The sequence below is a fragment of the Tepidanaerobacter acetatoxydans Re1 genome (assembly GCF_000328765.2).
GTDB lineage: Bacteria > Bacillota > Thermosediminibacteria > Thermosediminibacterales > Tepidanaerobacteraceae > Tepidanaerobacter > Tepidanaerobacter acetatoxydans.
This window is the reverse complement of sequence record NC_019954.2, coordinates 70,596-85,876: the sequence shown is the minus strand read 5'-3', so window position 1 is coordinate 85,876 and position 15,281 is coordinate 70,596. Positions and strand designations below refer to the sequence as shown.

11 protein-coding genes and 1 other annotated feature are annotated in these 15,281 nt (G+C 40.0%); all 11 genes read right to left on the bottom strand.

Going from position 1 to position 15,281, the window contains the following annotated elements; genetic code table 11:
• Positions 1-117: 117 nt before the first annotated feature.
• Positions 118-879: a TatD family hydrolase gene (locus tag TEPIRE1_RS00365; protein ID WP_013777209.1), complete on the bottom strand. Its 762-nt coding sequence runs from the start codon at positions 877-879 to the stop codon at positions 118-120.
• A 16-nt stretch (positions 880-895) separates the two neighbouring features.
• Entirely contained in the window at positions 896-1,468 is a 573-nt protein-coding gene (locus TEPIRE1_RS00360) for an indolepyruvate oxidoreductase subunit beta (RefSeq protein ID WP_013777208.1), read from the bottom strand.
• Position 1,469: 1 nt separating this feature from the next.
• Positions 1,470-3,230 carry an indolepyruvate ferredoxin oxidoreductase subunit alpha gene (gene iorA / locus TEPIRE1_RS00355; protein WP_013777207.1) on the bottom strand — a complete coding sequence of 587 codons (1,761 nt, stop codon included), beginning with the start codon at positions 3,228-3,230 and terminating at the stop codon, positions 1,470-1,472.
• A 257-nt stretch (positions 3,231-3,487) separates the two neighbouring features.
• Positions 3,488-5,440: a methionine--tRNA ligase gene (metG, locus tag TEPIRE1_RS00350; protein ID WP_013777206.1), complete on the bottom strand. Its 1,953-nt coding sequence runs from the start codon at positions 5,438-5,440 to the stop codon at positions 3,488-3,490.
• A 227-nt stretch (positions 5,441-5,667) separates the two neighbouring features.
• Positions 5,668-5,942, bottom strand: a binding site (T-box leader).
• A 238-nt stretch (positions 5,943-6,180) separates the two neighbouring features.
• Positions 6,181-7,497: a hypothetical protein gene (locus tag TEPIRE1_RS00345; protein ID WP_013777205.1), complete on the bottom strand. Its 1,317-nt coding sequence runs from the start codon at positions 7,495-7,497 to the stop codon at positions 6,181-6,183.
• On the bottom strand, positions 7,494-8,114 hold the full coding sequence (locus TEPIRE1_RS00340) for a hypothetical protein (RefSeq protein WP_015294772.1): 621 nt from the start codon (positions 8,112-8,114) through the stop codon (positions 7,494-7,496). Before TEPIRE1_RS00340 ends, TEPIRE1_RS00345 begins: the two co-directional genes overlap by 4 nt.
• Positions 8,115-8,119: 5 nt before the next feature.
• Positions 8,120-9,472, bottom strand: coding sequence for an FAD-dependent oxidoreductase (locus TEPIRE1_RS00335; protein ID WP_013777203.1), 1,353 nt, complete (start codon positions 9,470-9,472; stop codon positions 8,120-8,122).
• 23 nt (positions 9,473-9,495) lie between these two features.
• Positions 9,496-10,977 (bottom strand): DUF4127 family protein, encoded by a 1,482-nt coding sequence (locus TEPIRE1_RS00330; RefSeq protein ID WP_015294770.1) that lies wholly within the window; start codon positions 10,975-10,977, stop codon positions 9,496-9,498.
• Positions 10,978-10,991: 14 nt separating this feature from the next.
• On the bottom strand, positions 10,992-11,678 hold the full coding sequence (locus TEPIRE1_RS00325) for a hypothetical protein (protein WP_013777201.1): 687 nt from the start codon (positions 11,676-11,678) through the stop codon (positions 10,992-10,994).
• A 10-nt stretch (positions 11,679-11,688) separates the two neighbouring features.
• Entirely contained in the window at positions 11,689-13,845 is a 2,157-nt protein-coding gene (locus TEPIRE1_RS00320; protein ID WP_013777200.1) for a hydantoinase/oxoprolinase family protein, read from the bottom strand.
• Positions 13,846-13,959: 114 nt separating this feature from the next.
• The gene (locus tag TEPIRE1_RS00315; protein WP_013777199.1) at positions 13,960-15,258 is read right to left on the bottom strand and encodes a citrate transporter; all 1,299 of its coding nucleotides are present in this window, start codon (positions 15,256-15,258) and stop codon (positions 13,960-13,962) included.
• Positions 15,259-15,281: the final 23 nt, after the last annotated feature.

Sequence of the window (15,281 nt, the reverse complement as noted above, 5' to 3'; positions counted from 1 at the left end):
TCCAATAAAATTAAACATTAAAATATTATAAATTGATAACAAGCCTATTTTAACATAATCATCGTGAAATGACAACAAATAGTGGTTATATTGGCTATATAAAGCATTTTATGTTTTTTAATGAGGCAGATTAAATAATCTGTTAAAGTTAGAGTAAGTAGCCGCTCTTACTTCTTCAACAGATATTTCGCGAAGGTTTGCCATTTGCCCGGCAATGATTGGAATACGTGTGGGATCATTGCGCTTGCCTCTGTAGGGTTCAGGCGAAAGATATGGACAATCGGTTTCAAGGAGAATCCTGTCCAGCGGGAGCTTTGAAGCTACTTCCTTGGGCTTTTTGGCGTTTTTAAATGTGATAACTCCCCCGAAAGAAAAATAAAATCCCAGTTGGATAAATTCCTGTGCCATTTCAAGACTGCCTGAATAGCAGTGCATCAAGCCTTTGGCAGGTAGAGTTTTTTTAAGTATTTCGGCGGTATCTTTATGTGCCTCCCGGTTGTGGACTACTATGGGAAGATTTAAGCTTTTTGCAAGCTCTATCTGCTCCTCAAAAACTCTTTGCTGTATATTGCGCTCGGAAATATCGTAATAATAGTCAAGGCCAATTTCACCTATGCCGATTACCTTTGGATTGCCTGCAAGCTCTTCAAGTTCGTTTATATAGTTTTGTTCGACTTTTTGAGCTTCATGAGGGTGAACCCCTACACATGCATATATAAAGTCATATTCTTGTGCAAGTTTCACGGAAAATCGGCTGGAAGCTATATCCGAGCCGGCATTTACAACTATTATGCCGGCTTCTTTTATCTTTGCAAGAACTTCCTGTCTGTCACCGTCAAAGGCCTCATCATCTAAATGTGCATGTACATCTACAAACATTTTTTCACCTACCTCATTAAGCCTCTTTTATTCCTGCATTAAATGCCCTGATATTTAATTCGTGAAATCTTTCGGGCAGGTAATCTTTTATTATGCTTATCCAGTCTAAATCTAAAAGCCCCAATCTTTTTACCGCTGCTCCAAGCAGTACCATATTCTGAACCTTTATGTTGCCAATATTATTCGCAATTTCAGATGCTTTTATGACTACAGTGTTGGGAACGGTTGATTTGAGCATCTTTAATGCTTGTTTTGGATATTTTTCATTTCCGGTCAAAACCGGCAGTGAATAGATTTCATAGTCGTTTACTATGAGGGTTCCATCAGATTTTAGGTAATTCAAATATCTTATTGCCTCAATTTTTTCAAAAGACAATAACACATCAGCCTCTCCTGAGCTTATAATTGGCGAGTAGACCTTTTCTCCAAATCTTATCTGGGTATTGACGCTGCCGCCTCTCTGGGCCATGCCGTGAATCTCCGACATTTTCACGTCAAATCCCAGCTGCAGCAGACCTTCGGCAAGGATTTTTGAAGTTAAGATAGTACCTTGACCACCAACACCTACTAATATAAGGCTTTTTGTCATCTTACTCACCCGTCCTTTCAATGGCATCAAATCTGCAGACCTGCATGCAAAGGGTGCACCCGTTACAAGAAGCCTGATCTATCACCATTATGCCATCTTTAAATGCAATGGCGGGACATCCTATTTTAAGGCACATCTTGCATTGTGTGCATTTATCCGTATCTATGCTGCATTTGAGATTTGCTCTGTTTTTCTGAACTTCTTTTAGCAGCGCACAGGACCTCTTGGCTATGATAACAAAGGGCTCAGTAGCTTCATAGGCCTTTTGAAGTGCTTCCTGTGTTTCTAAAAGGTTGTAAGGATCTACTACTTTGATATTCTCATCCTTCACCCCAACGGCTTTGGCAATCTGTTGTATGTCAATTATCGGTGCGGCCTCACCGCTGAGAGTCTTGCCTGTACCCGGGTTTTGCTGATGGCCGGTCATGGCAGTTATGCGATTATCCAAGATTATCATAGCTAATTTACTTTTATTATAAACGGCATCCACAAGACCTGTAATCCCTGAGTGGAAAAAAGTGGAATCTCCCATACATCCAAAGACTTTCTGGTTTTTGCCTGCCTGTTGGAAAGCCTTCTCAAAGCCAATACCTGCCGATATGCCGGCTCCCATACAGATTACGGTATTTGTTATATCAAGTGGCGGCATTACAGATAGACTGTAGCACCCGATGTCCCCTGTCACTACAACATCTTTGTATTTCTTCAGGGCATAAAATATGCCTCTGTGCGGACATCCGGCACAAAGCACCGGTGGGCGTGTGGGTATTGGTACATCAAGGGTATATACGGTTCTTGATTTTTCCGGTTTGAGAGCTTTCTCAATGATTTCCGGATTTAGTTCACCACATATGGGCAAGATATCTTTTCCAATGCAATTTATGCCTAAGGATTTTACAAAGGTTTCCAGATAAGGTTCGTTTTCTTCTATGATATATAATGTTTCCACACTTTCCGCAAATTCCCGAATAAGCCTTTCAGGCAGCGGGAAACTAAGGCCTATCTTTAAATAAGATGCGTCATCTCCCATAACTTCTCGGGCATGTTGGTAGGAAATGCCGCTGGTTATAATACCGATTTTGCGGCTGCCCCATTCAATGCGGTTTAAAGGAGTTTCATCGGCGTAATCTCTAAGTTGTGCAAGTTTTTCTTCTACTATATGGTGTCTAATCTTTCCAAAGGCCGGTATCATGCAGTATTTTTTTACATCTTTTTTATATTCTTTCACACCTACGTCTTGCCTAGTGCCGATATTCACTACCGATTTGCTGTGGCAAATGCGGGTGGTTACCCTAAGCAGCACGGGCATATCATATTTTTCACTTATTTCAAATGCTGCTTTTGTATAGTCCAAACATTCCTGACTGTCCGAAGGCTCTAGCATGGCTACTTTAGCATGCACGGCATAATAGCGGTTGTCCTGTTCGTTTTGTGAGCTGTGAAGCCCCGGATCATCCGCAGTTACAACCACCATACCTCCGTTGATTCCCGTGTAGGCCAAGGTAAACAGCGGATCTGCAGCTACATTTAAGCCGACATGTTTCATGGCAGCCAAAGCTCTAGCCCCTGCGATAGCCGCTCCGCCTGCAACTTCGACGGCAACTTTTTCATTTACAGACCATTGTGAGTATATCTGCTTGTATTTAGCAATATTTTCTAAGATTTCAGTGCTGGGTGTGCCGGGATAGGCGGCCGCCACCTCACATCCTGCTTCATAGGCTCCCCGAGCGATAGCTTCATTGCCCGTCATTATCTTTTTCAATGGCTCTCCTCCCTTACTATAAAAACAAATTTAAGTCTGCTGTAAAAGCAGGCCTTCGACTGCCTGTAAGGCAACGACTCTGTTGTATGAAATTATCGATTATATACACAAGTTTTCCACATATTATTCACATTTCCACAAGTTATTCACAGTTATTGTGGATAAGTGTATGAAACTGTGGATAAATCAAGGCGGAGTCTGATTTTTTACTTTTAGAATCCGCATTGATTGAAAATTTGTGGGGTGGTGGAGCAGAATTATTTTACTTTTGCTCCGGAGGCGATGTTTGGATCTACTGTAATGAGTGTCAGGTTTTGTTCGTCGGATGCAGCCAGCAGCATGCCTTGAGATTCTATGCCGCGGAGTTTTGCAGGTTTTAAATTAGCTACTACCACTATTTTTTTGCCCACCAGTTCCTCCGGTGTATAATGTTTTGCAATTCCCGCTACTATCTGGCGCTTTTCCTCTCCGATTTTTATCTGCAGTTTCAAGAGCTTGTCAGCTCCCTTTACCTTTTCTGCTTCCAAAACTTCGGCTATGCGAAGCTCAATTTTTGCAAACTCTTCAATAGAGATAGTGTTTGCACCTTCTTCTTTTTTATCTGCTTCGACTTCTTGTTTTTTGGGCTGCTCATTCTTTTGATTTTGCTGGAAGGCTGCATGCTCTTCTTTGCTTTCTTCAATCCTCGGGAAGATAATTTCCTTTCGCAAAACTTTAATGCCTGACGGGAGTTTGCCCCACTCTTTTACACTTTCCCATGTATAAAGACTGCTGTCTGTTATGCCGAGCTGGTCGAAAATTTTTGTTGAGATATTTGGCATAATGGGCAAAATGTGGACGGCAACAACCCGCAAAGCCTCTGCCAGATTATACAAGACTGTGCCAAGTCTGTCCTTCTTGCTGAGGTCTTTAGCTAAACTCCACGGTACGGTTTCGTCGATGTATTTATTGGCCCTGCCTATAAGTTTCCAGATTTCTCTAATTGCTGCATTGAGCTGCATGCTGTTTACAAGGGTTTCCTGAGTATGCGGTAATTTTTCCGCCATGTCTATGAGTTCATCATCAGGGCTTTCTGAAAGTCCCGGAGCAGGTATAACCCCGTTGCAAAACTTTTCGATCATGGTCACCGTTCGAGAAAGTAAGTTGCCTAAATCATTTGCAAGGTCTGTGTTGTATCTTGCGATAAGATTGGCTTCACCTACAGACGCATCTTGGCCGTAGGGTATATCGCTCAAAAGATAATATCTTACAACATCAGGCCCGTATTTTTCCGCAAGGGCAAAGGGGTCTACTACATTGCCCAAGGTTTTAGACATCTTTCGGCCGTCAGGACCCATGAGGAATCCACCTACATTAAGATTTTTATAAATCGGAATACCTGCAGCTTTAAGCATGGTAGGCCAAAATATGGCATGGGGTTTGATGATGTCTTTGCCCACAAGATGTGACGCATGCTCCCAGTAGTGCTTATATTTTTCTTTATCGGGATATCCTAATGCAGATACATAATTTATCAATGCATCAAACCAAACATATGTGACATGGCTTTCATCCCACGGCAGGGGTATTCCCCAAGATACACGCTCACGAGGTCTGGATATGGATAAATCTCCTATCGGCTCTGAGAGGATGGAAAGAACTTCGTTTCGGTAGCCTTCGGGTCGAATGAAATCCGGATGTGCCTTTATATGGTCCCTTAGCCATTCTCGGTATTTTTCCATGCGGAAAAAATAGTTGCCTTCACGCCGCTTTTCAGGAACCATACCGTGGTCCGGACAGCAGCCGTCCACCAGTTCTTTTTCGGTGAGGAATCGCTCACAGCCGACACAGTAAAAACCTTCGTATTCTCCATAGTATATATCTCCTGCATCATACACCTTTTGAAGGATGTATTGGACAACTTTTTTATGTCTTGGCTCGGTTGTCCTGATGAAATCATCATATTCTATGCAGAGCTTTTCCCATGCTTCTTTAAATCGAGTACTAACACGGTCTACAAAGGCCTGAGGTTCTTCTTTCGCTTTTTTGGCTGCCTGTGCAATCTTCTCTCCATGTTCATCTGTGCCGGTCAAAAAATAGGAATCATATCCGGCAAGGCGGTGCCACCTATTTAGAAAGTCCGCTATAACAGTGGTATAAGCATGGCCGATATGGGGTTCGGCATTAACATAATAGATTGGGGTTGTAACATAAAAAGTTTTTTTGCTCAAGTTTTTCGTCCTCCTTTGAACAATGTTGTTGTTGTGTGGGGCTGCAGGTAATGCCGCTTGCTCAGAATTCTTTTTCGGCATCTCTGGTTTAGTTTTATTAGAGTATAAGTTCCGATTTAACTTTTGCCGTACAATATTAATGTTGGAAAAAAATGATTCGCTCTCCGGTATTACCTGTAACCTTGATTTTTAACTTGTTTTAATAGCAAAAACCCCCGCCCCCAATAAAAAGGGGCGAGGGACTCTCGCGGTACCACCCAAATTCGCCTAATAAAGGCCTTTGCCAGGTGCGGGAACATTTACTCTATACTCTATAGATGCCATAAGTTTCATAAATCTTCCGATACCTGAAGGATTTTAACGGTCCTTTCCCGTGACTGCCTACCTATCGGCAGTCAGACTCAGGGGCCATCTTCAGCAAGGTCTTTAGCACCGGCTTTCACCCGTCCCGGCTCTCTTTAAGCCTATCCCTCTTGCCTACTCTTCCCTTCACAGTCTTTGATTTGGCTAATTACTTGGATTAATCAAATTTATATCACATTAGGGCAAGAAAGTCAAGGAGGCTGAAGCTTAAATACCTAAAAGTAGTGTAGAGAAATCAAATATATGTGACACGCCTCTGACATTTTTAGTACATATAAAGGCTCCTAGCGCATTTAGCTAAACCTATTGTTAAAAATTTCCCTTGATTAAGCAAGGCAGACTTAAATAATGTTAATATTGAGATTACAATTTGCATGTTAATTCGGATATTTTACATATAATCTAATGTTAGTCCATGATGCTACTGGTGAATTATCTGCATTTGTTATTCCTTGAATGCTAGGACAGTCATTCCATGTATTGCCAAAATCATTTGATACTACAAAATAGGTAGAAGTAGATACGCTACCTGGAATGTGGCGCGGAGCAAGATATTCTGCAAAAAGAGGTGCCACACCCTCCCACACAGGGTCATAAGTTATATGACCATTAATGATGTAATTAGGGTCATACAGTTGTGATGGGTCAGCGCCAATATGTGCAATAATGCCCCATTGGTCACGGCCGATGAAAGAATCCTGAGAAAGATTATAATTTAAATACTTAGCATGATTTGCAGGCACAAACTGAAAACCACCGCGTAGATTTGCATTGTTGGTGAATCCAATTTTTGGACTTGTAGAAAAACAGATAACTCCTGGGTGTGCTGCGCGCAAACGACCTACCTCAGCATACTCGCTACCTCCAAAGCGACCTGTTCCTTGGACACGCTGAATAATGTCCGCAATGTGTTTAATTGTGCCATTAGAGTACTTTGCTATGACACGACCATTATTGATTTTAGTAATGCCTGCTACCGTATCGCCAGCAGCCCAGTTTTCGAACTCAATATAATCAAGTGTCCCATTAGTTGTTATAGGCTGATACACTTCAATCAGTAAACGTTTGGGCACTGCTTTGCTATAATCATCATTATAATAATTGTCCAGCGACTCCCATGTGCCGCTGCTATTTAGATATTTAACTGGATTACCTACATAAGGCGCAGTAGAGCCTCCAAAAATATTTACTCCACCAGGCACCGATGTATAAATCATTGAATTGCTATAAGAGCCGCCAGCGTATATGTAGTCTTCATTTATGCCCACGCTAATTTGTTTTGGTTTCCATGCAGTAGGATTTAAAACATCGTAGCTTGCTCGAGGACCAACTTTTAAATGTAGTGCATTAACGCCAATTGCGGTTACACATGAAAAAGTTCCATCAGATGCTTTGTCATAGTGTGCTGCCCAAAAACCATCGGATGATTCTTTGGCTAATGTTGCAGGGCGATACACTTTACCAATTACGGTATGTTTTCCCTGCTTATTTACTACACTCACAACTCCATCTGCAAAATTTTCTATATATATTTTGTGTTTAAGCTCTAAGTTTGGAGAATTTTCATCTGCTACGACCTCAGGGATAGATGCATTCGTAAAGTTATTTGATGCTGCAAAAACCGTAAATGTCGACGTAAATGCTGCAAGGCAAATAATCGACAAGAATACTGCCATTTTAGTTACCTTTTTCATATATGAGTTTCCTTCTCTCTTATAAGATATTGCCTGCACAGCTCATTGTACTGCGTAGGTTTATTAATTTTTAGCGATAAGACATCGATAAACTGGCAAATATAATTATCTAACTCCACGTTGGTAAAGGCGAATGCTGCAATTTCTCTAAAAATTGATGCGATATTAGTATGGCAATTCGGAAATACAAATTCATCAGTGGGCATCTCGAAATTCTCCTCAATAAAATGGAAAAATTCATGAATGAGAAGAGCTTGCTCTACCTTCTGCACAGACCCTAATAGTTCTTCTGCTTGATCATCTTTCTGAAAAAGAGTTAGAGCAAATTGATCATCCCAAAGTATTTGTTTGGTATCAATATCATAGTATGCTTTTTCGCTGACGTTTTTCAGCCTTAATGTTTGAAAAGTTTGTATTTCGGAAACACCGTAATCTATAAGCTCGCTTTGTATATTTTCATTTTTCAATGGATATTTACTTGCCAAAGTTTGTCCGTATTTTACACTTTCATTATACAGCTGCTCCAATTTTCTAGATTCTATTCGAGCGTACATAGGTGAAGACAGCCAAAGACAAAAATCTAATATTTTCACATTCACCGTTTCTTTATTCCACACTATGTTCACAACCAACGCTTACCCGGTATGGCACCTTGATTTACAAGAGCACTCTGAAGTTCAGATACTTTCACGTCAGCAAAATCAATGTTTTGCTTAACACTAAGGGAAGCAGCTAACCCCGCAGCCTCACCTAGTGCCATGGCAGTTGCAGAAATTCTAGCTGAAGCCAATGCTTCATGGGTTGCAGAAATGCATCTACCGGTAACAAGCAAATTCTTGATTTCGATTGGCACCATAACACCATATGGAATATCATAGCAACACTCTTTTTCTTTTCTTATCCAATTAAGTTTGTTGCCAGCTGGATCATGAATATCAATTGGAAAAGCGCAAACTGCCACACTTCTTTCACTACATGTATTGTGAATAACATCATCGTCAGTTAGAGTTTCCAATCCTTTTATGCGGCGACTTTCTCTTATGCCTATCATAGGAGCAATATTTCTTATATAGCAGTGCTCAAAGCCAGGTACATATTTTCTGAAAAACTTCAGTAGTTCTTTTATTTGCTCGTGTAAAAGAAATTCTGCAAAGGTGAGATCTTTAACATTAATAGCAGAAAGTTTAGTAACTCGTGTCATATTTACTAATACTTCACCCGGATGTACACTCTGGAAGAATAGCACTCTATCTCGGGGTATTGATAAATCGCCATTATTTTTAGCTTTAACAACCAAGTCGAAGAACCCCGAGACAGCTACGTAGTCATGAAGATTGCAATTCTTATTTAAAATGAATTGCTCGGGATTTTGATAAACATAATCTATTACTTTTTCCAAATCTACCTCTGCAAGAGTAAAAATAAGTGTCATGGGTTGAGTTAGATTGTCACTGGTGCGACCAAACCAGAAATCTGCTTTACACATGGCAGCTAAATCCCCATCCCCTGTGGCATCAATAAAAACCTTAGCTTTATAAGTAGCTAGCCCATTTTTGTTTACTACAGTAACGCTTTTTACACAATTATCTTCGCGTTCCACTGAGTAAATATAACTATGCAGAAGGGTAGTGATACTCTTTTCATTATCTAGCATTTCAAAGTATACCAACTTAAGTATTTCTGGATCTATAGGAGTAATAGTTGAAACCATCCCAATTGGATCTGGAATATGTCCCAATGTTGCATCTTTTTGAGCTAAACGATCTATAATCTCTTGAGGAATACCTTTAATGATTTGTTTTGAGCCTGAATGGAAGGTCATAATGGGACCAACCATCGCTGCAGTGTTCGTCCCACCGGGATAAGCATTTTTATCTATGAGCAGAACACTCATGCCATTGCGAGCTGCGGAAAGCGCCGCAGCAATGCCGCTTGTCCCTGCCCCTGCTACGATCACGTCATAATTTTTTTTCATAGATAAAACCTCTCCGTTCTTCTTTAAATATCATCATTTTTATATACTTCTATATCTACTTCAAAGGTTCTTGGCCAGGGCAACCTTTTTTTAAAATCTCTAGTTTCAATTGGCAAAAATCTTCTTATGAATTGCCTGTTCTTATCAAATTGGTAATTTAACATTTTGTTTGCCCTGGGAAGATCTGTAATGTTCCAAATATCTTGGCCAGCTAGCTGTAGTTCTTCTTGCAGCTCTTGACGTATAAACGCTTGATAAATAAGATCATCTAGTAAGCGTTCGGTGGTAAAGCGTTTATTTGCTGGCGTATTTTGACCATCTGCAGCTATTATCTGCGCAAGTATGGTACCTAGTGAATTACTGGCAGTATTCCAGGCAGCATAACCATATAATCTAGTAAGAGGTATCTTAGCAGCAAGAGCCTCTAAAAAAGCTAAATCTCCGCCATTGGCATATACAAGATCTAACAAATAACAGCATTTGCCCTTCTCTATCTGCTCTAAAATTTTGTTGATCATAAGTGTTCGTTGGGTAGGAGTATAATCAACCATTGGCAATTTTTCCGGACAATAATCGCCTTGCTGGTCTGCCGGGGGTAATATGAATAAGCAATTTTTGGCATGAGGATCATATATTATATTCATCATACTCATATGACTTGCAAGATTCTCTATAAATGGGCGATCTTCATACCGGGCAGTAAAATAACGATTCTCTGATAGCCACTGTATGTCACAAGTCGTCTGCCTCTGAGGTGCAATAGCTTGGACAGTAAGCTCCATACCCGCTTCATCTGTGCCATTATGGATAAATACCCTATTTTGTAAACCATATTCATTAATCGTCTTTCTGATAATGTCTTGTTCAAAAACCTGTATCGCATCTTCCGAACAATCTTCTTGCAAAATAACTAATTGCTCTAAAATTCCTTGACTTACCAAAGAGATGCATTCCATATTAATCGTATGGTTGCGACGTCTTACCTCTAAAAATTCATTCAGGATTGATGATGGAATTTCTTTTGTCAAATGAGCTAATTGAGCATTTGCTCTCTCTTTTTCCTCTTGTTCACCTATTATTGATCGATATTTTAATTGAGAATACTCCGTGATCTTTTGCCACCAAATCTGACTTTGTTTGTCAACTGCGCTTATTGAAATACGCATCAAAACGTTAAAAGCAAAAATTCGCAATTGAGGATTAGCTTTTTTAATATCTTTTAATAGCATTAACTGTGACTGAGCTTCAGAAAGAGATTTTGTGTTAGTGCGTGAGGCAATTAATCCACCATACACAAGCTGATCTATTGAAACAACCAAAACATCTGCATCGCTACAATTTATTTTTAACCAGTCAGCGATTGCCCTACTATTGGAAGGTGTTTTAAAAAAGTCCATTATGTCTATGGGGGGCTCGATCAGATTAACCCCTCTCAAATTTGCAAGCTGCTGAGGAAACCGATAATTGCAAGGTCGCGAGTCTAATGGCAATAAACAAATCTTCATTACATAATCACCTATCATTTATCAATTTGATTGCGAAATTCAGCCACAGAACGGGCAATGCTATCGGCTGTTTTGCCAGTAACTACAGCACCTAGCATTATGCCTGCAACACCACATTGACAAAGAGCTGAGACTTCTTCAGGCAAAATAGCCTTTTGAGTTGGCACTACTACCGGAATATCAGTGCCGCAACAGATATTATGATATCGCAATAAATCTTTTGCAGTTAAAGGTTGTCCATAAGCTTGAGGTTCTACAATAGAGGCTTCCAGCACATCAATACCAATGCTATTAAAGGCTTTTATATCATCCAATGTGTAGCTATAATCAATAGCAATCATTTTAGATAATGACTCACTTTGTAACACGATTATAGGCGTATGATGAGCATAGAGCGAAACAAATTCAAATCCAGCTTGAACCACATGCTTAAAATCATTCCTAGCAGACTGCACATCGCCACCTAATACTATGCCACACGGTCCTTTGGCTTCTGCAAGAATTATATTTAGTTGGTCTTTTTCTCTTTCAAAATTATAAAAAGTCGTTTTGCTAGCGCGATGTTCCACATTAATATGCACTTTTAAAACATCTGCGCCATTTTGCCATGCTGCCCTAGCAAGAACTGGGTCGTTAGATGGCAAACTCATAATAAGAGTCATCTTAGGATCTTGTAAAAGTTTAACAAATCTGTTATTCATAATACACCTCTCATTTCCTGGGTTGAACAATAACTACTACCGGTTCATCTTGTTTTAAGCCTTGCAATTCAATTTTAATAAGCTCCTTAATTTTTTCAAAATCAAGGATAGTTGAAAAGTCGGCAATGCGACTTTTATATAGAACGAAGACTTCGGGAATAATCATGCCTGCGTCATTATATATTGAGTTTTTCTCGATAAAAGCTGGGACTTCATGATCAGCTTTATGCATAACTGTTTGGAGTGCAGCTCCTGAACACTGCAGTTTAATGATGCCAAAATTGTCTATGACGCGATAATGGCAGCGTTGTCGGGTGAAAATGCCAAACAAGCCTTTTACTGTTTCACAATGCTGATAAACTAGCAAGCCATCAGTTGCTGCTACGAGTTTAATCTCATTTACATCTGTTTTAAATGATTCGGCTGCCTTCTGGGCAATTTCACTTTTGCTAAGTGGTTTTAAATTTGTAACGCTTGTATCCATGTGAAAGGCGCCAGTTGCTGTAGCTCTGAGGATATTTTTTGAATTATCTATTTCTATTTGCACCTCAATTGTTTCCGGAGCTGCTCCCATAGATTCCAAACGTCCAATCGCTTCTTTACGTATTGAAATAATATCATGCTCGGTAGGATTGACGACTGTACGCTCTACACTATCACGTAACATAGCTAATGCCACGCCAATGGCAGAAATTATTTCAGCATTCTCGGCAATAAGATACTTCATCTCCATATTTTTGCTAAGCCACGGTACAACTGTTGTTGCTCCTCCTCCACCGCCGACCAAAGATACAAGTTCTTTATCCAATTTATATTCATCTAAAAGATCTTCTACTATTGGACGCACTTTAGATATAGCCTTATTCAAAATGCTATAAGCTAATTCTTGACCACTTATCCCTAAACTTTTACCTAATTGATCAAAGGCATTGCGCACAGCTGCTTCATTGCCATAAGCATAATCACCAGGTCTTGTCATACCTGCCACAATAGATGCATCAGTAAGTGTTACAGCAAATCGTTTACCTTGCGGATTAACTGCAACAAGATAATCGTCAGGATCAGACTCCATTGGTCTAATAAATGCAGGAGTTACCTGTGCAATCTCTTTCTCATCACAAAAAGCAAGGTAGCTCAAACCGGCGATATGTGCGCTTCGAGGTCCAACTTCAGTAACTACCCTATCTCGAATGCGTACCATAGAACCTCCGCCTATACCGACAGTTCTAGAATCAAGAGTTTTTAAATAAGTTAAATGTCCACCTATATTAGCGCTTTTGATCATGGCTTTGCCGTTTTTGATGGCTGCTATATCAGTACTTGTTCCTCCGACTTCAAGAAATACTCCATCGGAAATCTTGGTATACATAATAGCTGCTGCAATACCTGCTGCAGGTCCTGACAGCATCGTAAGAATTGGTCGCTTTTTCATTTGTTCAAGATCCATAACCCCTCCGTCGCTTCTCATAATCATCAGAGGGGCAGTTATGCCGCTTTCCTTAATGCTTTTATCAGTTAGCTCTGCTGTAGATGTCATCTTTGGCAGGATACTGGCATTTATAACTGCTGTGCGAGTGCGCACCTTAAGTCCGTATAGTTGAGAAATTTCATGGCTAGCTGTTGCAGGCAAACCTTTTTTATAAGCTATCTCAAGGACAAGCTGCTCATTACTAGGATCGTCTACACTAAAAGCTTCACTAGCTACAATAACCTCGCAACCTTCTTCTATTAATGTTTCAATTGCTTGTTCAATCTTGGATAAATTAAAATTTTTTTCACTCGAATTAATAAAGACATGGCTTGTATGAAGTATTTTTCCGGGACTGAGCACGATATCCTTTATGTGTGTGTCGGCTTTTGCCTTAAACGCCTCTAATCCTTTTCCCATGCCTACAATACCAACCTTGGCAACATCTCCTTCTAGCAATGCATTGGTTGCCTGAGTCGTGCTATGAGCTACAAAAGAGACATCCTCTGGTATTGCTCCGGTTTTCTTCATGACATCTTTAAATACCTTAATAATCCCATCTGATATAGAATTTTCTGATGTATGTGTTGTAGGAGTAACAGCATGTGCCACAACAAGATTTTCAGGAGCTTGAATAGCTACTGCATGTGTAAAAGTGCCACCAACATCTATGCCAATGCGTATGAATTGCTTGCTCATCTTTCTATGATCCTCCAATATATTGTGATAAGGCAACCCATATTTGATTGAGTTGCCTTTAATCTGCTTTGACTAAGAGGCTGTCTCAGCACTAAGCTTTGTCTAGTTTTTGTCTTAGAAATACAAGATGCCTGCTATAATTAACCCCATTATTGCACCGACCCAAGCATAGGGCAAGGTTTTTCTGAGAATATCATTTACATCGGTTCCAGTTGCAGTAGCAGTCCAAACATTATGGGTGTTTGTAGGATCACATATACCTTGAAGCTGTCCAGTAGACATAAGGGCAGCCATTAAAGCCATGGCAGGTATTTTCCCAGTCGCCATCATAGTAGCACCTATACCCAAACCAAGTCCCCAAACATTCAGCGGTCCGCGATAAAGTGCTAGCGGCGCTAAAATTGCAAAGAAAATTATATATCCAATACCTGTTGTTGGTAAAATTCTTGCCAGCTGAGGACCAATGTGCTGGGTAACTCGCGGATCCATAACTACTTTAAGCAACATACCAATTCCAATAATGAGAAAAATAGCACCTGCAGAAGTTGAAATTCCATCTGTTATAGATTTTGTAAGTTGGTTAAATGTGTCTTTGTTAGCAGTAGTAATCATACAGTAAATGATAGCAGTTACAAACCCAGTTATAATATCCACATGAAGACCAATTACCATAATAAGAGGAACTATAGGGGTTAACATAGCAAGGACATTCACATTATTTGGAGCAGAATCAGTATTTTGCGAAATTTCTGGAGTTGGCCATGCTATTTTCTTTTTACTAAATAGTTTACCTCCGTGCTGGACATTAATATAGACGAATAAGATGCCGAGTACAAAGAAAATTGCCCCTAAAGGGAATGCAAAGCTGCGAATTTGTTCAACAGTAAGCCCCATAGCGTCGATATATAAACCCCAATTTGCAAGATTAAAGATCCCTCCTGTGCTGAGGGCAAAAAGAAGTATACAACCAGCATCAAGTGGCGTTATTCCTACTGAAGTCATAATGGGCAATACAATACTTCCAATCATGATAACCGATCCGAGTCCACCTAGAGTTGTAAAAAGTAAGCTAAGCACTACAAAAAATGATATGCCTAATACCAATGGACGGTCTCCAGCTAACTCAGATACTTTTCGTATAACAGCTTCAGCGATACCAGTATTTTTAACATATTGTGCAAGAATTGCACCAAAAATTAGTATCATTATAGCAGATGCTAAGCGTACAGGTCCTTCGACGAACATAAGAGTTAGAATACCAGGTTCGCCTTCAACACCATCAACAAAAGGAATTCCCGAAACTAAAGCCATTAAAAATGCCATTAGAGGAAGTGCATAAAGGGCTGACAATTTTTTCGTGTACATTAATACGCTTATAGCAATAAAGATAATAACAAGTAATGCCGTTGTCATAATAATCCCCCTTACAATATTGT